We start from the raw sequence: 17,565 nt of genomic DNA on the forward strand, positions 1-17,565 counted from the left end.
TAGATGGATATCGGGATGATTCGTGGCCTGGGCACCGTTGTCGTGATGGTGGCCTTCATCGGTCTGGCGTTGTGGGTGTTCAGCCCCAAGCGCAAGTCGGAGTTTGAAGACGCGACCTTGCTGCCTTTCGCGGATGATCCCGAAGCCATCAAGCACGTCGAGCAAGCTTCTAGGAGTAACAAAGAATGACTACGTTCTGGAGTCTGTACGTCACAGTCCTCAGTCTCGGCACCATCTTCGCCTTGACCTGGCTGCTGCTGTCTACCCGCAAGGGTCAGCGCGCCGAGCAGACGGAAGAAACGGTTGGCCACTCCTTCGACGGGATCGAGGAGTACGACAACCCACTGCCAAAATGGTGGTTCATGCTGTTCGTGGGCACCATCATTTTTGCCCTGGGCTACCTGGTGTTGTACCCGGGCCTGGGCAACTGGAAAGGCCTGCTGCCGGGTTACAACTACCTCGATAACGAGAAGCAGACCGCGTTCGCCAACGGCCAGACCGGCTGGACCGGCGTTCACGAGTGGGAAAAGGAAATGGCCAAGTCGGACGCCCGGTTCGGCCCGATCTTCGCCAAGTTCGCGTCCATGCCTATCGAAGAAGTCGCCAAAGACCCGCAAGCCTTGAAGATGGGTGGCCGTCTGTTCGCCTCCAACTGCTCGGTCTGCCACGGTTCCGATGCCAAAGGCGCCTACGGCTTCCCTAACCTGACTGACGCCGACTGGCGCTGGGGCGGCGAGCCGGCCACCATCAAGACCACCATCATGGGCGGCCGTCACGCGGTCATGCCGGCGTGGGCTGACGTGATCGGCGAGCAAGGCGTTTCCGACGTCGCTGCCTTTGTCCTGACGAACCTCGATGGCCGCAAACTGCCGGAAGGCACCAAGGCTGATCCGGTTGCAGGCCAGAAGCTGTTCGCCGCCAACTGCGTGGCTTGCCACGGTCCGGAAGGCAAAGGTACGCCAGCAATGGGCGCGCCTAACCTGACCCATCCGGCCGCGTTCATCTACGGTTCGAGCTTCGCTCAACTGCAGCAGACCATCCGTTACGGCCGTCAGGGCCAGATGCCTGCGCAAGAGCAGCTGCAAGGCAACGACAAGGTTCACCTACTGGCCGCTTACGTCTACAGCCTGTCTCACGGTGAGAAGGCTCCGGCGGCAGACGCTCAGTAAAGCAAACGCTTGAAGCAACAAAAAACGGCCCCGCCAATGAAGATTGGCGGGGCCGTTTTGTTTAAGCCGTATTAACTACACGACCGGTGGTAGCGCCCCGCTTCGCTACCGCAGTTGCTTGGCAGCCTGGCAAGTAGTAACGTTTCTACAAAGAACTTTCAGGAGGGCAAATATGATGGTCATCACCACCATTTCCAGCCGCGAATTCAATCAAGACACAAGCAGTGCCAAAAAAGCCACGCGTCAGGGGCCGGTTATCATCACCGACCGTGGCAGACCCGCTCACGTACTGCTAAGCATTGAGGAGTACCAGAAACTGACTGGCAACAACGCAAACATTGTCGACTTGTTGGTGATGCCGGAAGCGGCAGACATCGAGTTCGAAACCGAGCGTGCCGTCATCACTCATCGACCCGTGGACCTGTCCTGATGTATTTGCTCGACACCAATGTGATATCCGAACTGCGCAAACCCCAGGCTGACGCCAATGTCGTGGCCTGGGCGAAAAGCATCATTACCCCACGCCTGTTTATTTCAGCCATTACGCTGAAGGAACTGGAGACCGGGGTCCTGCGAATGGAGCGACGCGATCCCGTACAAGGGAAAGTATTGCGCACGTGGCTGAAGCGACACGTAATCCCTGCTTTCGATGCCCGAATCCTGCCAGTCGATGCTGCCGTTGCATTACGCTGTGCCAGTCTGCATGTGCCGGACCGCGCCAATGAAAGCGATGCCCTGATCGCTGCGACCGCGCTGGTTCACGGGCTGACGGTGGTCACCCGCAACACAGGCGATTTTCAATCCAGCGGCGTTGCGCTGATCAACCCATGGGGTGATTGAGTTCGCCACCCCTGCAAAACCGGCCATAATTCACAAGTCAATTGATTCAAGTCATTACACCGTCCGTTGATTTCCACCAACGTGACCAAAGGTCGCACCCTTGTGCTAGAGCTTCAGGCGTATCATTGCGCCACTGCAACAGCCCTTTTTGACCGCGGTCGGCATGTACTGACCGGGGCATTTTTCCACTGCCGTGGGATGCAATGATGAGCAACCAGATTCCGGTACACGACGTCACTCCACCCGACAAGAACGCGAACAACAGCGTCGACCTCTACGCCTCTCGAGAAAAGATCTACACCCGCGCCTTCACTGGCTTGTTCCGCAACCTGCGGATGATGGGCGGTGCCTTTTTGTTTCTGTTGTATTTCGGCACGGTGTGGCTGAACTGGGGCGGCCATCAAGCCGTCTGGTGGAACCTTCCGGAGCGTAAATTCTTTATTTTTGGCGCAACCTTCTGGCCTCAGGACTTCATCCTGCTGTCGGGGATTTTGATCATCAGTGCCTTCGGCCTGTTCTTCATTACGGTCTACGCCGGTCGCGTGTGGTGCGGCTACACCTGCCCGCAGAGCGTCTGGACATGGATTTTCATGTGGTGCGAAAAGGTCACCGAAGGCGACCGTAACCAGCGCATCAAGCTCGACAAGGCGCCGATGAGCGCCAACAAATTCCTGCGCAAGCTCAGCAAGCATTCGATGTGGCTGTTGATCGGTTTTGTCACCGGCCTGACCTTCGTCGGTTACTTCTCGCCGATCCGCGAACTGGTGTTCGATTTCTTCACCGGCGAAGCGGATGGCTGGTCGTATTTCTGGGTCGGTTTCTTCACCCTCGCCACCTACGGCAACGCCGGCTGGTTGCGCGAGCAGGTGTGCATTTACATGTGCCCGTATGCGCGTTTCCAGAGCGTGATGTTCGACAAGGACACGCTGATCGTCTCCTACGATCCACGCCGAGGCGAGTCCCGTGGCCCGCGCAAGAAAGGCATCGATTACAAGGCCCAAGGGCTGGGCGATTGCATTGATTGCACGATGTGCGTCCAGGTTTGCCCGACCGGCATCGACATCCGCGACGGCCTGCAAATCGAGTGCATCGGCTGCGCCGCCTGTATCGACGCCTGCGACGCCATCATGGACAAGATGGAGTACCCGCGCGGCCTGATCAGCTACACCACCGAGCACAACCTGTCCGGGCAAAAAACCCATAAACTGCGCCCGCGCCTGATCGGCTATGCCGTGGTGCTGCTGGCGATGATCTCGTTGTTGATCACCGCGTTCTTCATGCGCTCGCTGGTCGGTTTCGACGTCAGCAAAGACCGCGTGCTGTACCGCGAGAACGCCGAGGGCCGGATCGAAAACGTCTACAGCCTGAAGATCATGAACAAGGATCAGCGCGACCACACCTACGTGCTGGAAGCCACCGGTCTGCCGGACCTCAAGCTGCAAGGCAAGCGCGAAATCAAAGTCGCCGCCGGGGAAATTTTCAGCCAGCCGGTGGAGCTGTCCAGTGCACCGGAACAACTGCCATCGAGCACCAACGAGGTGAAATTCATCCTCAAGGATGCCGATGACGACAGCGTTCATGTTGAAGCCAAGAGCCGATTCATCGGCCCACAAATTCGTTGAGAGAAGTGATCATGCCCGCAGCAACTGCCGCAAGTCCTTGGTACAAGCATCTTTGGCCGTGGATCATCATCGGGATTCTGGCCTGCTCGGTGACCCTGACCTTGTCCATGGTGACCATCGCGGTGAATAACCCGGACAACCTGGTGAACGACAACTACTACGAGGCCGGCAAAGGCATCAATCGCTCGCTCGACCGTGAACTGCTGGCCCAGACCCTGCTGTTACGCGCCAGCATGCATCTGGATGGCGTGACCGGCGAAGTCGACCTGCACTTGAGCGGCAACAGCCAACCGAAAACCCTCGAGTTGAACCTGATTTCGCCGACGCAACCGGAGAAGGATCGCAAGATCACCCTCGCCCACAGCGACACGGAACAGGGCCGCTACATCGGTCAACTGAGCGACAAGGTCGAAGGCCGCCGCTTTGTAGAACTGCTGGGCGTCGAGGGCGACAAGACCTGGCGCCTGTTCGAAGAAGAACAGGTCAGCCATGACAAGGACCTGCTGCTGGGCGATGAGCCGCTGCAAGGCGCGGAAGACCTGAAAAAGTAAAAGCCTGCGCTTCGCGCATCGCGATGAGGCCCTCCCGAACGATATAGACTCCACCTCATGACCACGCCAATCCCCTGCTACCACTGCGCCCTGCCCGTCCCGGCCGGCAGCCGCTTCACTGCGGCGGTCCTGGGTGAAACCCGCGAGTTCTGCTGCCCGGGTTGCCAGGCGGTGGCCGAGGCTATCGTGGCCGGTGGATTGGAAAGCTATTACCAGCATCGCAGCGAATCATCGGCCAACCCCGAAGCCTTGCCGGTCCAGTTGGTCGACGAACTGGCGTTGTACGACCGCGCCGACGTGCAAGCGCCGTTCGTGCGCCACGACGGCGACCTCGCCGAAACCACCTTGCTGATGGAAGGCATCAGTTGCGCCGCGTGCGGCTGGTTGATCGAGAAACACCTGCGCGGTTTACCGGCGGTGGCCGAAGCGCGCCTCAACCTGTCCAACCATCGCTTGCACGTACGCTGGGCCGACGCGCAATTGCCGTTGAGCCAGGTACTCAGTGAGTTGCGCCATATCGGTTACGCCGCCCACCCCTATCAAGCCGACCGCGCCAGCGAACAACTGGCCAGTGAAAACCGTCTGGCCCTGCGCCAACTCGGCGTCGCCGGGCTGCTGTGGTTCCAGGCGATGATGGCGACCATGGCCACCTGGCCGGAATTCAACATCGACCTCAGCCCCGAACTGCACACCATTCTGCGTTGGGTCGCGCTGTTCCTGACCACGCCAATCGTGTTCTACAGCTGTGCGCCGTTCTTCAAAGGCGCCATGCGTGACCTGCGCACCCGCCACCTGACCATGGACGTATCAGTGTCACTGGCGATTGGCAGCGCCTACCTCGCCGGGATCTGGACCTCGATCAGCGGCGTCGGCGAGTTGTATTTCGATGCCGTCGGCATGTTTGCGCTGTTCCTGCTGGCCGGTCGTTATCTGGAACGCCGAGCCCGAGAGCGTACCGCCGCGGCCACCGCACAACTGGTCAACCTGCTGCCCGCTTCATGCCTGCGCCTGAGCGCAGATGGCCAGAGTGAGCGGATCCTGCTCAGCGAATTGCGCGTCGGCGATCAGGTGCTGGTCCACCCTGGCGCGATTCTGCCGGCGGACGGCAAGATCCTCGACGGCCAGTCGAGCATCGATGAGTCGCTGCTGACCGGCGAATACCTGCCGCAACCGCGAACGTCGGGCGATGCAGTCACCGCCGGCACGCTGAACGTTGAAGGCGCGTTGACCGTGCAAGTGTTGGCGCTGGGCCAGGACACGCGACTGTCCGCCATCGTCCGCCTGCTGGATCGCGCGCAAGCCGAAAAGCCGCGCCTGGCGGAAATCGCCGACCGCGCCGCGCAGTGGTTTTTGCTGCTGTCGCTGATTGCCGCCGCCGCCATTGGCCTGTTGTGGTGGGAACTCGATTCATCGCGGGCCTTCTGGATTGTGCTGGCGATGCTCGTCGCCACTTGCCCGTGCGCCTTGTCCCTCGCGACGCCCACCGCGCTGACCGCCGCCACCGGCACGCTGCACAAACTCGGCCTGTTGCTGACGCGCGGCCATGTGCTGGAAGGCCTGAACCAGATCGACACGGTGATCTTCGACAAGACCGGGACCCTGACTGAAGGGCGCCTCGCTTTACGTTCAATCCGCCCGCTGGCCGCACTCGACAGTGATCAATGCCTGAGCCTCGCCGCCGCGCTGGAAAACCGCTCCGAACACCCAATCGCCCGCGCCTTTGGCCGCGCACCACTGGCCGCCGAAGAAGTCCACAGCACACCGGGCTTGGGGCTTGAAGGCCTGGTCGGCGGACAACGCTTGCGCATTGGCCAGCCGGGATTTGTCTGCGAACTCAGTGCTGCCGCCGTGCCTTCGATGCCCGATGAAGCGGGCCAGTGGCTGCTGCTCGGCGACAGTCAGGGACCACTGGCGTGGTTTGTTCTCGACGACCGTTTGCGCGCGGATGCCCCGGCGTTACTGAAAGCCTGCAAGGCGCGGGGCTGGCGAACTTTGCTGTTGTCCGGCGACAGCTCGCCGATGGTCGCCAGCGTCGCCGCCGAACTGGGCATCGACGAGGCGCGAGGCGGTTTGCGTCCGGACGACAAACTGCAGGTCCTGCAACAACTGCACAAGGAAGGCCGCAAGGTGTTGATGCTCGGTGACGGGGTCAACGACGTGCCGGTGCTGGCCGCGGCCGACATCAGCGTGGCGATGGGCTCGGCCACCGATCTGGCGAAAACCAGTGCCGATGCCGTGCTACTGTCCAACCGCCTCGACGCGCTGGTGCAAGCCTTCAGCCTGGCGCGGCGAACCCGCCGGGTAATCATCGAGAACCTGCTGTGGGCCGGGTTGTACAATGGCCTCATGCTGCCGTTCGCCGCCCTCGGCTGGATCACTCCGGTGTGGGCCGCCGTCGGCATGTCGATCAGTTCGTTGACCGTGGTGCTCAATGCCCTGCGCCTGACTCGCTTGCCGAGCACGCCGGCCACCCGCGCCACGCCAGAAACCCGCCCGCTGCCGGCCTGAGCCGCGCGGGCATGGAGTCCACCCATGCCAGCTCTTTACGTGATGATCCCGGCCGCGCTGCTGATCGTGGCCATCGCCGTCTACATCTTCTTCTGGGCGGTCGACAGCGGTCAGTACGATGACCTCGACGGCCCGGCCCACAGCATTCTGTTCGACGACCAGGACCCGGCCCACAAGGCTGCGGTCGACGAAGCCAGTGGCCATCCGGCCAAACCCGACGACAAGGCGCCGCCTCATGCTTGAATTGGCGCCACTGCTGGTGTCTGCGGTGATTCTCGGCTTGCTCGGCGGCGGCCATTGCCTGGGTATGTGCGGCGGCTTGATGGGCGCGTTGACCCTGGCAATTCCCAAGGAACAACGCAGCCGACGCTTTCGCTTGCTGCTGGCCTACAACCTGGGACGCATCCTCAGCTATGCCACCGCCGGCCTGCTGATCGGCCTGGCGGGCTGGGCCGTGGCCAACAGCCCGGCGGCGATGTTTATGCGGGTCATCGCCGGCTTGCTGCTGATCGCCATGGGGCTTTACCTCGCCGGTTGGTGGAGCGGGCTGACCCGTATCGAAAGCCTGGGTCGCGGCCTGTGGCGGCATATCCAGCCGATTGCCAACAAACTGCTGCCCGTGTCGAGCCTGCCCCGCGCCTTGCTGCTGGGCGCGCTCTGGGGCTGGCTGCCGTGCGGATTGGTTTACAGCACATTGCTGTGGTCGGCGAGTCAGGGCAATGCGTTGGACAGTGCATTGTTGATGCTCGCGTTCGGCCTGGGCACCTGGCCGGTGCTGCTCGCCACGGGCCTGGCGGCTGAGCGGGTGACGGCGCTGCTGCGCAAACGCAGCGTGCGCATGACTGGCGGGTTGCTGGTGATCCTGTTTGGCCTCTGGACCTTGCCGGGACCGCATCAGCATTGGCTCATGGGACATTAGATCGGCGGCGCGCCCTTCGCGAGCAGGCTCGCTCCCACAGTTGACCGCGTTCCAATGTGGGAGCGAGCCTGCTCGCGAAGAGGTCCTCACCACCGCCACAGATCCCGACCTTGATACAAATCAAGATGCCCCAACGCCTCGCCCCCTAGACTCGCCCACACTGCAAGCCTATCCGGGGGAACGCCCGCATGATGCTCGACGCCATTCGTTGGGACACCGATCTAATCCGCCGTTATGACCTGGCGGGACCGCGCTACACCTCTTACCCGACCGCCGTGCAATTCCACAATCAGGTCGGATCGTTCGACCTGTTCCATGCGTTGCGTGACAGCCGCAAAGCCCTGCGCCCGCTGTCGCTGTACGTGCATGTGCCGTTCTGCGCGAACATTTGCTACTACTGCGCCTGCAACAAAGTCATCACCAAGGATCGTGGTCGCGCCCTGCCCTACTTGCAGCGGCTTGAGCAGGAAATCCAGCTGATCGCCTGTCACCTCGACCCGGCACAGAAGGTCGAACAACTGCACTTCGGCGGCGGCACCCCGACGTTTCTCAGCCACGATGAACTGCGCCAGTTAATGGCGCAACTGCGCAAGAGCTTCAACTTGCTGGACGATGGTTCCGGCGACTACGGCATCGAGATCGACCCTCGCGAAGCCGACTGGTCGACCATGGGCCTTTTGCGCGAGCTGGGGTTCAATCGTGTCAGCATTGGGCTGCAAGACCTCGACCCGGCCGTGCAACGGGCGGTCAATCGCCTGCAAAGCCTGGAAGAAACCCGCGCGGTGATCGATGCGGCCCGGACCCTGCAATTTCGCTCGATCAACATCGACCTGATCTACGGTTTGCCCCGGCAGACGCCCGAGAACTTCGCCCGCACGGTGGACGAAGTGATCAACCTGCAACCGGATCGGCTCTCGGTATTCAACTACGCGCACCTGCCCGAACGCTTCATGCCACAACGACGCATCAACAGCGACGAACTGCCAACGCCGGCGCAGAAGCTGGAAATGCTCCAGCGCACCATCGAGCAATTGACCACGGCCGGCTACCGCTACATCGGCATGGACCACTTCGCCCTGCCTGATGACGAACTGGCGATTGCCCAGGAAGAATCGACCCTGCAGCGTAACTTTCAGGGCTACACCACCCACGGCCATTGCGATTTGATCGGTTTAGGGGTGTCCGCCATCAGCCAGATCGGTGATCTGTACTGCCAGAACACCAGCGACCTGGCTCAATACCAGAACACCCTGGCTACGGGTCAACTCGCCACCAGCCGTGGCCTGGTGTGCAACGCCGATGATCGGTTGCGGCGAGCAGTCATCCAGCAGCTAATCTGCACGTTTAGCCTGGAATTCGTCGAGATCGAGCAGGCGTTCAACATCGACTTTCGCGGTTACTTCGGCCAATTGTGGCCGCAGCTACTGACCATGGCCGATGACGGCTTGATCAGCCTCGACAACGAACGAATCACTGTGTTGCCGGCCGGTCGCTTGCTGGTACGTTCGGTGTGCATGGTGTTCGATGCTTATCTACAGCAGCTCAATCACCAACGATTTTCCCGGGTGATCTAATTCGTCATCGCCCAGTTACACAGGACTGCCAAACATCACGCTGCATCGTGGCGTGACAATATCTGCACAAACTGGCCGGAATGCCATCCCGTGGGTTACCCTTACGTCTTATGTGTGATTTCCCACAAGGATTGAAGAAATGTCCGAGCCAGTCAAACTGCGTGCTCATAACCAGGCCCATTGCAAGGATTGCAGCCTCGCCCCCCTGTGTTTACCGCTGTCTCTGAACCTGGAGGACATGGACGCGCTGGACGACATCGTCAAGCGTGGCCGCCCGCTGAAAAAAGGCGAATTCCTGTTTCGCCAGGGTGACACCTTCGATTGCGTCTACGCGGTGCGTTCCGGCGCTCTCAAGACGTTCAGCCTGAGCGACAGCGGTGAGGAACAACTCACCGGTTTCCACCTGCCAAGTGAACTGGTCGGTCTGTCGGGCATGGACACTGAAAAGCACCCCGTGTCCGCGCAAGCGCTGGAAACCACCTCGGTGTGCGAAATACCTTTCGATCGCCTCGACGAATTGTCCGTGCAACTGCCGCAACTGCGTCGCCAGTTGATGCGCGTCATGAGTCGCGAGATTCGCGACGATCAACAAATGATGTTGCTGCTGTCGAAAAAAACCGCCGACGAGCGCATCGCCACGTTTCTGGTCAACCTGTCCGCACGTTTCCGCGCCCGCGGCTTCTCGGCCAACCAGTTCCGCCTGAGCATGTCGCGCAACGAAATCGGCAATTACCTGGGGTTGGCGGTAGAAACCGTGTCCCGGGTGTTCACCCGTTTTCAGCAGAGCGAATTGATCGCCGCTGAAGGCAAGGAAATTCATATCCTCGACCCGATCCAGCTCTGCGCGCTGGCCGGCGGCTCTCTCGAAGGCTGATTTGTAACCATTGCGGCTGAGCGAAACGGTTCAGCCGCCGTTATACTGCGACGTTTGCAGCCTGCCAGGACACCTCGACGATGGTCTTCGACTCCTTCGACATCAAATCCCTGATCCGCCCCGTGATCGACTTCCCCAAGCCGGGCGTGATCTTTCGTGACATCACGCCGTTGTTCCAGTCGCCCACGGCTCTGCGCCTGGTGATGGACAGCTTTGCCCATCGCTACGTCGAAGCCGATTTCACCCACATCGGGGCGATGGATGCCCGTGGCTTCCTGATCGGTTCGGTGCTGGCGTATCAGTTGAACAAGCCGCTGGTGCTGTTTCGCAAGCAAGGCAAACTGCCGGCCGACGTGTTGGCCGAGGGTTACGCGACCGAGTACGGCGAAGCGTTTCTCGAAGTCCACGCCGACAGCCTGTGCGAGGGCGATTCGGTGGTGATGTTCGATGACCTGATCGCCACGGGCGGCACGCTGATTGCGGCGGCGAACCTGATTCGACGCATGGGCGCGCGGGTTCATGAAGCGGCGGCGATTATTGATCTGCCGGAGCTGGGCGGGTCGCAGCGGTTGGAAGATATGGGGATTCCTACTTTCTGCCTGACGCAGTTTGCGTTGACTGACAAGTAAGCGGTGCCTTCAAAATTCGCGAGCAGGCTCGCTCCCACCAGGGTTTTGTGAACACCACAAATCCAGTGTGGGAGCGAGCCTGCTCGCGAAGGCGTCAGTGGCAACACTTCAGGCATCAAAGCCCCATCTGCTTACTGATAATCTCGTTCATCACTTCCCGCGTCCCGCCCCCAATCGACAGAATCCGGTTATCCCGATACAGCCGCTCCACCAGGCTGTCGCGCATGTAACCCAAGCCCCCGAGAATCTGCACCGCATCATTGACGATCCGGTCCGCGGTGTCGGTGGCAAAGTTCTTGGCCATCGAAATTTCCTTGATCACACTCTGCCCCGCCGCCATCTTCGCCGCCTGGCGATAGGTGAACTCCCGAGACACTTCCAGCGCTGTCGCCATCTCGGCGAGGCGGTGCTTGAGCACCTGGAACTTGCCGATGGGTTTGCCGAAGGCTTCGCGCTGACGCGCCCATTTCAGGCTCTCCTCCAGCGCCAGCTGCGCGGTCATGTTGGCCATTAGTGCCAGCGCCAGCCGTTCACTCTGAAAGTTACCCATGATGCAGGCGAAACCCATGTTTTCTGTGCCGATCAGATTGCCCATCGGCACCCGGCAATCGTCGAAGAACAACTCCGCGGTGTCCGACGCCCACCAGCCCATTTTCTTCAACTGACGGCCGACCGTGAAACCGGGCGTGCCCTTCTCGATCAACAACAGGCTGATGCCGCCAAACCCCGGCTCGCCGGTGCGCACCGCGACGGTGTAGAAGTCGGCACGAACGCCGCTGGTGATGAAGGTTTTGCTGCCGCTGACGCGATAGAAGTCGCCGTCACGCACAGCACGGGTTTGCAGGTTGGCGACGTCGGAACCGCCGCTGGGCTCGGTGACCGCCAGGGCGCTGATCTTCTCGCCTGCCAGCACTTGAGGCACCAGGCGATCACGCACTTCGGGCCGGGCCCACTTGAGGATCGGTGGCAAGCCGATGTCCAGCGAACCCAAACCGGCCACCAGACCACCCGATCCACAGCGCATCAGTTCTTCGCTGGCCGCGACCTTGGCGAACAGATCACCTTCATGGCTGCCGCCCAGCGCTTCGGGGTAGCCAATGCCCAGGATCCCGGCAGCACCGGCCTTGAGGTAGAGCTCCCGGGGAAAGCTTTCAGCTTCCTCCCACTGATCAATGTCCGGAAGAATCTCACGCTCGACGAAACGCCTGACGCTGTCACGGACCAATTGGTGGCTGGGATCGAAGTATTCCTGAAAGGCAGGCATCGGCGAACTCCACTGAAGGTTCAGCGACGTTAACCGAGCGCTTGCTTGGTTTTCAACAGGATTGTGTGAATCAGATGGATCGCGTTGCGCCCTTCGCGAGCAGGCTCGCTCCCACAGGGGTTTCGTGAACGCCACAAATCCAGTGTGGGAGCGAGCCTGCTCGCGAAGGCGTCAGTTCAAACACTACAAGGCTATCGGCTTACGCCCGGCAAACGAATGCGCCAACGTCCCGCCATCCACCAGCTCCAGCTCACCACCCAACGGCACACCGTGAGCAATGCGCGAAGCAATCAACCCCTTATTGCTGAGCAACTGCGCAATGTAGTGCGCCGTCGCCTCACCTTCGACCGTAGGGTTGGTCGCGAGGATGACTTCGGTAAAGCTCCCGGCCTCTTCGATACGCGCGATCAGTTGTGGGATACCAATCGCTTCAGGCCCGAGGCCATCAAGTGGCGACAAATGCCCCTTGAGCACGAAGTAGCGACCACGGAAGCCGGTCTGCTCCACCGCATAGACATCCATCGGCCCTTCCACCACGCACAGCAACGTGTCGTCGCGGCGGGTATCTGCGCACTGCGGGCACAGGTCGTCTTCGGTCAGCGTGCGGCACAAACGGCAATGGCCCACCCCTTCCATGGCCTGGCTCAACGCCGATGCCAGTCGCGAACCACCGCTGCGATCACGTTCAAGCAATTGCAGCGCCATGCGCTGGGCGGTTTTCTGACCCACACCCGGCAAAATTCGCAGGGCATCGATCAGTTGGCGAATCAAAGGGCTGAAGCTCATGGGGAAACGTCCGACAAAACAACGAGACGCGGTTTATACCCGCGCCTCTCTTTAGCGTCAAATACTCAGTCTTGCGCGACCCGCACCACCAGTTTGCCGAAGTTGCGCCCTTCCAGCAGACCAATGAACGCTTCGGGCGCCTGCTCGAGGCCATCGACCACGTCTTCGCGGAATTTCACCTTGCCGTCGCGCACCCACGGCGCCATGGCACTGACGAATTCCGGCTGACGATCGCCGTAGTCGTCGAACACGATGAAGCCCTGGATTCGCACACGCTTGGTCAATAGTGTCCGTTGCAATTGCGGCAGGCGATCCGGGCCTTTCGGCGCCTCGGAGGCGTTGTAACCGGCAATCAGGCCGCACAGCGGAATTCGCGCCTTGGGGTTGAGCAGCGGCACTACTGCGTCGAACACCTTGCCACCGACGTTCTCGTAATAAATGTCGATGCCGTTGGGGCACGCCTGTGCCAGTTCCTCGGCGAAGTTCGGGCTTTTGTGGTCAACGCAGGCATCGAAGCCTAATTCGTCGACGACATAACGGCATTTTTCCGCGCCACCGGCCACGCCGACCGCGCGCAAGCCCTTGATCTTCGCCACTTGGCCGACCACCGAACCCACGGCACCGGACGCCGCCGCGACCACCAGGGTTTCGCCGGACTTGGGCTGACCGATGTCCATCAGGCCCATGTAGGCCGTCATGCCCGGCATGCCCAGCACGCCCAAGGCCATCGACGAGCTCGGCAACCCGGATGGCACCGGGATGATGTTGCGACCGTCGCTGATGCTGTGGCTCTGCCAGCCGGTGGACCCGACGACCACATCGCCTTCCTGGAATTTTGGATTCAACGAGTGTTCGACCCGGCTGACAGCGCCGCCGGTCATGACCTCGCCGATTTCTACCGGCGCGGCGTAGGACGGCGCGTCACTCATGCGACCGCGCATGTACGGGTCCAGTGACAGGTATAGGGTCTTGAGCAGGACCTGGCCGTCAGCGAGGTCCGGCAACGCTTCCCTTTCCAGGCGAAAATTCTCCGGCGTCGGCGCGCCAACCGGGCGGGACGCCAGGACGATACGTTGGTTGAGGGTCAATGCTTGTGGCATGTGAGCGTCTCCTTTGATCGATGAATTCGGCGGTATAGGGAGCAGACCTTTATGCGGGTGTCGCGTTCGATGTTTCTGCCTGAGACCGAGTCGACCTCTTCGCGAGCAGGCTCGCCCACAATGGAATGCGGTCACCTGTGGGAGCGAGCCTGCTCGCGAAGGCGGCCTCACATCCACCACAGACCCCAAAGGCAAAAACAAAAATGCCAGGCGCAATGCCTGGCATTTTTTTGTAGCTCATCCGACGCGCTTTAGCGAATCAGAATGGCAGCTTCATGCCCGGCGGCAGTTGCATGCCCGCGGTCATGCCGGACATTTTGTCCTGGCTGTTGGCTTCGATCTTGCGCACGGCATCGTTGACAGCGGCGGCGACGACGGCTTCCAGCATCTCTTTGTCGTCTTCGCTCAGGCCTTCAACCAGGCTTGGGTCGATGGTCACGCTCTTGACGTCGTGACGACCGGTCATCACCACGGTGACCATATCGCCGCCCGCTTTACCGATGACTTCGGCGTTGGCCAGTTCTTCCTGCATCTTGGCCATTTTTTCCTGCATCTGCTGTGCCTGCTTCATCAGGCCGGCCATGCCACCTTTCATCATGGGAATCACCTCAAAAGTACTTGGATTAAACAGCGTCCGATCCTTTTGACCGAACGCCTTCAGTTATTAGCCCTGACTGACCAGAGCGTCGACAGGTTCAATAGTATCGTTACGGATCACCGCACCGAACTGCTGCATCATTTGCTGGATGAACGGATCGCCGTGGATCGACTCCTCGGCCTCGCGCTGACGGTTGGCACGGCGCCGGGACGCTGCCTGGGCCGGGGTTTCCTGCTCAGGCTTGATCAGCTCCATGCTCAGGGTCAGCGTGCGCCCGTGAAACTGGTTCAGCGCATCGTTGAGACGACGTTGCTGGGTCGCGTTGAACAAGGCGCTGTGGGCCGGGTCCAGGTGCATCAGCCAGTGATCGCCCTCAACGGAAATCAGCGTGCAGTTGGCGGCAATACTGCCCGTCATGCCGGAAATCGGCAGCTTCGGGAACATTTCCAGCCATTGCAGCGCCAGACCGGTGGCCGGCATCGCAGCGGGTTCAGGCTCCGGTTCCGGTGCGGGTTCGGCGGTATGTTCGCTGGCCAGTTCATCAAGGTAACTGTAGGCCGAATCCATGTCCGGCTCGATGTAATCCTCGTCCAGCGGCGGTTCGTCATCCTGGTCCACGCCCGGCGTGGCGGCATCGACGTCGGCAACGGACGGTTCCGGGATCGGCGCAGCGGCCCACTCCGGAGCGTCCGGCACCACGCTGTCCGGCGTTGGCAACGGCATTGGCGGCAACTCGGGCTGCTCGCTGGCAGTTTCCAGTACCGGCTCGACGGCAGGTTGCTGCACGACCTCGGGAACGACCGGGTCATTCCACGGCAGGTCGACGACGGCTTCGACCGCGATGGGCTCGACCACTGGTTCCGGCACGACAACCGGCGCAACCGGCTCAGGTTCCGGCGCGGGAACTGGAGCGGCAACAACGGGGACAGGTGCAACTGCCGCAGCGACTACCGGCGCAACAACCGGCGCGGCAGCCACTGAATTTGCGGAATCAACTGTGGCCTGGCTGATCCCCACTGGCTTTAGCGGTTGCCTCGGGGCGTCCGCGGTGTCCGCAGGCCGGAAGGCCAGCATCCGCAGCAGGACCATTTCAAAACCACCACGCGGGTCCGGTGCCAGCGGCAAATCACGCCGGCCGATCAGGCCCATCTGGTAATAAAACTGTACGTCTTCGGCCGGCAAGGCCTGGGCCAGCGCCAATACCCGGTCACGGTCGCCGTGCCCGTTGTCGACGCCTTCAGGCAAGGCCTGGGCGATGGCGACACGGTGCAGCACGTTGAGAATTTCCGAGAGCACGCCGTTCCAGTCCGGGCCTTGTTCGGCCAGATGACGGACACCTTCGAGCAACGCCTTGGCGTCACCTTCGATCAACGCATGCAAAACGTCGTAGACCTGGCCGTGATCCAGCGTACCGAGCATCGCCCGCACGTCGGCGGCCATGACCTTGCCTTCACCGAAGGCGATGGCCTGGTCGGTGAGGCTCATGGCGTCGCGCATCGAACCATCGGCGGCACGGCCCAGCAGCCACAATGCATCGTCTTCGAACGGCACGTTCTCGACACCCAGCACGTGGGTCAAATGCTCGACCACACGTTCCGGCGTCATGTTCTTCAAGGAGAACTGCAGGCACCGCGACAGAATCGTTGCAGGAAGTTTCTGCGGATCGGTCGTCGCCAGGATGAACTTGACGTAGGGTGGCGGCTCTTCAAGGGTTTTCAGCAGCGCATTGAAGGAATGGCTGGAGAGCATGTGCACTTCGTCGATCAGGTAGACCTTGAAGCGCCCACGGCTCGGGGCGTACTGCACGTTGTCGAGCAGTTCACGGGTGTCTTCGACCTTGGTCCGGCTCGCGGCGTCGATCTCGATCAGGTCGACAAAGCGCCCTTCGTCGATTTCGCGGCACACCGAGCACTCGCCGCACGGCGTCGAAGTGATACCTGTTTCACAGTTCAGGCATTTGGCGATGATCCGCGCAATGGTGGTCTTGCCCACCCCGCGCGTACCAGTAAACAGGTAGGCGTGGTGCAGCCGCTGGCTGTCCAAGGCATTGATCAGAGCCTTGAGCACATGGGTCTGGCCGACCATTTCGCGGAACGAGCGCGGACGCCATTTACGTGCAAGAACCTGATAACTCATCGAAAACCGTCGCAACGAAGGAACAGAAGCGGCTAATGCTAGCGGAGCAAGGCCAAAATTGCATCCGGTGTGCTCGTCTAATCTGGCTAAGCTGCACTTTGGGGGCTTTTATCGGCTCGGGTTTCAGCTGTACCGGAGCGTTTATGCGTTGTGCCTTGGGGGCATTGCTGTGGATAAGTGTGAGCGTCGACGCTGCCGAAGCGCCGTTGCGCTTTGTCGTACCCGACAGCTGGGCGATGCCGATGGTGCAACTGGATCATGGCCGCCTGACCCAAGGCATTCTGTATGACGTGATGCTCAGCCTGGCCACTCAGGTGGGAGTGCCGGCGGAATTTCACGTACTGCCCCGGGCGCGGGTGCAAAACGCCATGGAACACGGTGAGGTCGATGTGCGTTGCTATGCCGCGCAGTCTTGGCTACCCAATCAGTCGGGCGACTACATCTGGAGCATCCCGCTGTGGTTTCAGCGTGACGTGCTGGTCAGTCAGCAAGATCCGCCCGCCCAGATGTTACCGGCGAACCTGTCACGCCAACCCATCGGCACGGTGCTCGGCTATTACTACCCAACGCTGCAACCGCTGTTCGATGCCGATCGCCTGCGCCGCGAAGATGCGCGCAATCAGGAACAAGTGCTGGAAAAACTCAATGCCGGGCGCTACCGCTATGCCGTGAGCAATCAATGGACATTGGACTGGTTCAATCAGCGCCTGCTGCCCGACCGGCAGTTGAAGGCGGTAGCGGTGTTGCAGGAACAGCATGTCGGATGTTACGTGCGCAACGACCCCAAGGTGCCGGTGCAGCGCATTCTGCGCACGTTGTTGCGGATGAAAATGTCCGGGGAGATTGATGACATCATCCGGCTTTATATCGGTGCGGAGCCAGGCACCCTCTAAGCAATTCATCTAATCAACACGGAACCCTGTGGGAGCGAGCCTGCTCGCGAATGCGGTATTTCAGTACCATCAATGTTGAATGTCAGACCGTTTTCGCGAGCA

General features: G+C 60.8%; 18 protein-coding genes. 13 read left to right on the forward strand and 5 right to left on the reverse strand.

The window, feature by feature from the left end; genetic code table 11:
* The first annotated feature begins 3 nt into the window (after positions 1 to 3).
* From ACWKV5_RS03940 to ACWKV5_RS03995, 12 genes are all read left to right on the forward strand, one after another.
* Positions 4 to 189, forward strand: coding sequence for a CcoQ/FixQ family Cbb3-type cytochrome c oxidase assembly chaperone (locus ACWKV5_RS03940; protein WP_003175465.1), 186 nt, complete (start codon positions 4 to 6; stop codon positions 187 to 189).
* Positions 186 to 1,169: a cytochrome-c oxidase, cbb3-type subunit III gene (gene ccoP / locus ACWKV5_RS03945; RefSeq protein ID WP_483840246.1), complete on the forward strand. Its 984-nt coding sequence runs from the start codon at positions 186 to 188 to the stop codon at positions 1,167 to 1,169. Before ACWKV5_RS03940 ends, ccoP begins: the two co-directional genes overlap by 4 nt.
* Positions 1,170 to 1,344: 175 nt before the next feature.
* On the forward strand, positions 1,345 to 1,599 hold the full coding sequence (locus ACWKV5_RS03950) for a type II toxin-antitoxin system Phd/YefM family antitoxin (RefSeq protein WP_483840324.1): 255 nt from the start codon (positions 1,345 to 1,347) through the stop codon (positions 1,597 to 1,599).
* Positions 1,599 to 2,009, forward strand: coding sequence for a PIN domain-containing protein (locus tag ACWKV5_RS03955; protein WP_483840247.1), 411 nt, complete (start codon positions 1,599 to 1,601; stop codon positions 2,007 to 2,009). The genes ACWKV5_RS03950 and ACWKV5_RS03955 overlap by 1 nt, the downstream gene beginning before the upstream one ends.
* A gap of 206 nt (positions 2,010 to 2,215) precedes the next feature.
* Positions 2,216 to 3,631, forward strand: coding sequence for a cytochrome c oxidase accessory protein CcoG (gene ccoG, locus ACWKV5_RS03960; RefSeq protein ID WP_483840248.1), 1,416 nt, complete (start codon positions 2,216 to 2,218; stop codon positions 3,629 to 3,631).
* An 11-nt stretch (positions 3,632 to 3,642) separates the two neighbouring features.
* A complete protein-coding gene (locus ACWKV5_RS03965; RefSeq protein WP_123434286.1) occupies positions 3,643 to 4,182 on the forward strand; it encodes a FixH family protein in 540 nt (179 codons plus the stop codon).
* Positions 4,183 to 4,239: 57 nt separating this feature from the next.
* Positions 4,240 to 6,690, forward strand: a complete 2,451-nt coding sequence (locus tag ACWKV5_RS03970) for a heavy metal translocating P-type ATPase (protein WP_483840249.1) — start codon at positions 4,240 to 4,242, stop codon at positions 6,688 to 6,690.
* 24 nt (positions 6,691 to 6,714) lie between these two features.
* Positions 6,715 to 6,933 carry a cbb3-type cytochrome oxidase assembly protein CcoS gene (gene ccoS, locus ACWKV5_RS03975; RefSeq protein ID WP_027921715.1) on the forward strand — a complete coding sequence of 73 codons (219 nt, stop codon included), beginning with the start codon at positions 6,715 to 6,717 and terminating at the stop codon, positions 6,931 to 6,933.
* Positions 6,926 to 7,609 (forward strand): sulfite exporter TauE/SafE family protein, encoded by a 684-nt coding sequence (locus ACWKV5_RS03980; protein WP_483840250.1) that lies wholly within the window; start codon positions 6,926 to 6,928, stop codon positions 7,607 to 7,609. The genes ccoS and ACWKV5_RS03980 overlap by 8 nt, the downstream gene beginning before the upstream one ends.
* Before the next feature lie 191 nt (positions 7,610 to 7,800).
* Positions 7,801 to 9,183, forward strand: a complete 1,383-nt coding sequence (hemN, locus tag ACWKV5_RS03985) for an oxygen-independent coproporphyrinogen III oxidase (RefSeq protein ID WP_483840325.1) — start codon at positions 7,801 to 7,803, stop codon at positions 9,181 to 9,183.
* A 139-nt stretch (positions 9,184 to 9,322) separates the two neighbouring features.
* The gene (gene fnr / locus ACWKV5_RS03990; protein ID WP_483840251.1) at positions 9,323 to 10,057 is read left to right on the forward strand and encodes a fumarate/nitrate reduction transcriptional regulator Fnr; all 735 of its coding nucleotides are present in this window, start codon (positions 9,323 to 9,325) and stop codon (positions 10,055 to 10,057) included.
* 80 nt (positions 10,058 to 10,137) lie between these two features.
* A complete protein-coding gene (locus ACWKV5_RS03995) occupies positions 10,138 to 10,686 on the forward strand; it encodes an adenine phosphoribosyltransferase (RefSeq protein ID WP_027921719.1) in 549 nt (182 codons plus the stop codon).
* A 115-nt stretch (positions 10,687 to 10,801) separates the two neighbouring features.
* On the opposite strand, the gene ACWKV5_RS04000 is transcribed toward ACWKV5_RS03995, so the two are convergent.
* The 5 genes from ACWKV5_RS04000 to dnaX all read right to left on the reverse strand — a co-directional run bounded on the left by ACWKV5_RS04000 (position 10,802) and on the right by dnaX (position 16,570).
* Positions 10,802 to 11,950 carry an acyl-CoA dehydrogenase family protein gene (locus tag ACWKV5_RS04000; protein ID WP_483840252.1) on the reverse strand — a complete coding sequence of 383 codons (1,149 nt, stop codon included), beginning with the start codon at positions 11,948 to 11,950 and terminating at the stop codon, positions 10,802 to 10,804.
* Between the two features lie 183 nt (positions 11,951 to 12,133).
* Positions 12,134 to 12,736 (reverse strand): recombination mediator RecR, encoded by a 603-nt coding sequence (gene recR, locus ACWKV5_RS04005; RefSeq protein ID WP_483840253.1) that lies wholly within the window; start codon positions 12,734 to 12,736, stop codon positions 12,134 to 12,136.
* 65 nt (positions 12,737 to 12,801) lie between these two features.
* The gene (locus tag ACWKV5_RS04010) at positions 12,802 to 13,836 is read right to left on the reverse strand and encodes an NADP-dependent oxidoreductase (protein ID WP_483840254.1); all 1,035 of its coding nucleotides are present in this window, start codon (positions 13,834 to 13,836) and stop codon (positions 12,802 to 12,804) included.
* Between the two features lie 259 nt (positions 13,837 to 14,095).
* Positions 14,096 to 14,434 carry a YbaB/EbfC family nucleoid-associated protein gene (locus ACWKV5_RS04015; RefSeq protein ID WP_027921723.1) on the reverse strand — a complete coding sequence of 113 codons (339 nt, stop codon included), beginning with the start codon at positions 14,432 to 14,434 and terminating at the stop codon, positions 14,096 to 14,098.
* A 66-nt stretch (positions 14,435 to 14,500) separates the two neighbouring features.
* On the reverse strand, positions 14,501 to 16,570 hold the full coding sequence (dnaX, locus tag ACWKV5_RS04020) for a DNA polymerase III subunit gamma/tau (RefSeq protein ID WP_483840255.1): 2,070 nt from the start codon (positions 16,568 to 16,570) through the stop codon (positions 14,501 to 14,503).
* A gap of 143 nt (positions 16,571 to 16,713) precedes the next feature.
* Here dnaX and ACWKV5_RS04025 point away from each other — a divergent pair, with 143 nt between their 5' ends.
* Positions 16,714 to 17,463 (forward strand): substrate-binding periplasmic protein, encoded by a 750-nt coding sequence (locus ACWKV5_RS04025; RefSeq protein ID WP_483840256.1) that lies wholly within the window; start codon positions 16,714 to 16,716, stop codon positions 17,461 to 17,463.
* Positions 17,464 to 17,565: the final 102 nt, after the last annotated feature.

This window comes from Pseudomonas oplopanacis (genome assembly GCF_057128725.1).

Coding starts and splice junctions, on each gene's coding strand:
- ACWKV5_RS03940 (WP_003175465.1), top strand. CDS start 4: ATGGATATCGGGATGATTCGTGGCCTGGGCACCGTTGTCGTGATGGTG.
- ccoP (WP_483840246.1), top strand. CDS start 186: ATGACTACGTTCTGGAGTCTGTACGTCACAGTCCTCAGTCTCGGCACC.
- ACWKV5_RS03950 (WP_483840324.1), top strand. CDS start 1,345: ATGGTCATCACCACCATTTCCAGCCGCGAATTCAATCAAGACACAAGC.
- ACWKV5_RS03955 (WP_483840247.1), top strand. CDS start 1,599: ATGTATTTGCTCGACACCAATGTGATATCCGAACTGCGCAAACCCCAG.
- ccoG (WP_483840248.1), top strand. CDS start 2,216: ATGAGCAACCAGATTCCGGTACACGACGTCACTCCACCCGACAAGAAC.
- ACWKV5_RS03965 (WP_123434286.1), top strand. CDS start 3,643: ATGCCCGCAGCAACTGCCGCAAGTCCTTGGTACAAGCATCTTTGGCCG.
- ACWKV5_RS03970 (WP_483840249.1), top strand. CDS start 4,240: ATGACCACGCCAATCCCCTGCTACCACTGCGCCCTGCCCGTCCCGGCC.
- ccoS (WP_027921715.1), top strand. CDS start 6,715: ATGCCAGCTCTTTACGTGATGATCCCGGCCGCGCTGCTGATCGTGGCC.
- ACWKV5_RS03980 (WP_483840250.1), top strand. CDS start 6,926: ATGCTTGAATTGGCGCCACTGCTGGTGTCTGCGGTGATTCTCGGCTTG.
- hemN (WP_483840325.1), top strand. CDS start 7,801: ATGCTCGACGCCATTCGTTGGGACACCGATCTAATCCGCCGTTATGAC.
- fnr (WP_483840251.1), top strand. CDS start 9,323: ATGTCCGAGCCAGTCAAACTGCGTGCTCATAACCAGGCCCATTGCAAG.
- ACWKV5_RS03995 (WP_027921719.1), top strand. CDS start 10,138: ATGGTCTTCGACTCCTTCGACATCAAATCCCTGATCCGCCCCGTGATC.
- ACWKV5_RS04000 (WP_483840252.1), bottom strand. CDS start 11,950: ATGCCTGCCTTTCAGGAATACTTCGATCCCAGCCACCAATTGGTCCGT.
- recR (WP_483840253.1), bottom strand. CDS start 12,736: ATGAGCTTCAGCCCTTTGATTCGCCAACTGATCGATGCCCTGCGAATT.
- ACWKV5_RS04010 (WP_483840254.1), bottom strand. CDS start 13,836: ATGCCACAAGCATTGACCCTCAACCAACGTATCGTCCTGGCGTCCCGC.
- ACWKV5_RS04015 (WP_027921723.1), bottom strand. CDS start 14,434: ATGATGAAAGGTGGCATGGCCGGCCTGATGAAGCAGGCACAGCAGATG.
- dnaX (WP_483840255.1), bottom strand. CDS start 16,570: ATGAGTTATCAGGTTCTTGCACGTAAATGGCGTCCGCGCTCGTTCCGC.
- ACWKV5_RS04025 (WP_483840256.1), top strand. CDS start 16,714: ATGCGTTGTGCCTTGGGGGCATTGCTGTGGATAAGTGTGAGCGTCGAC.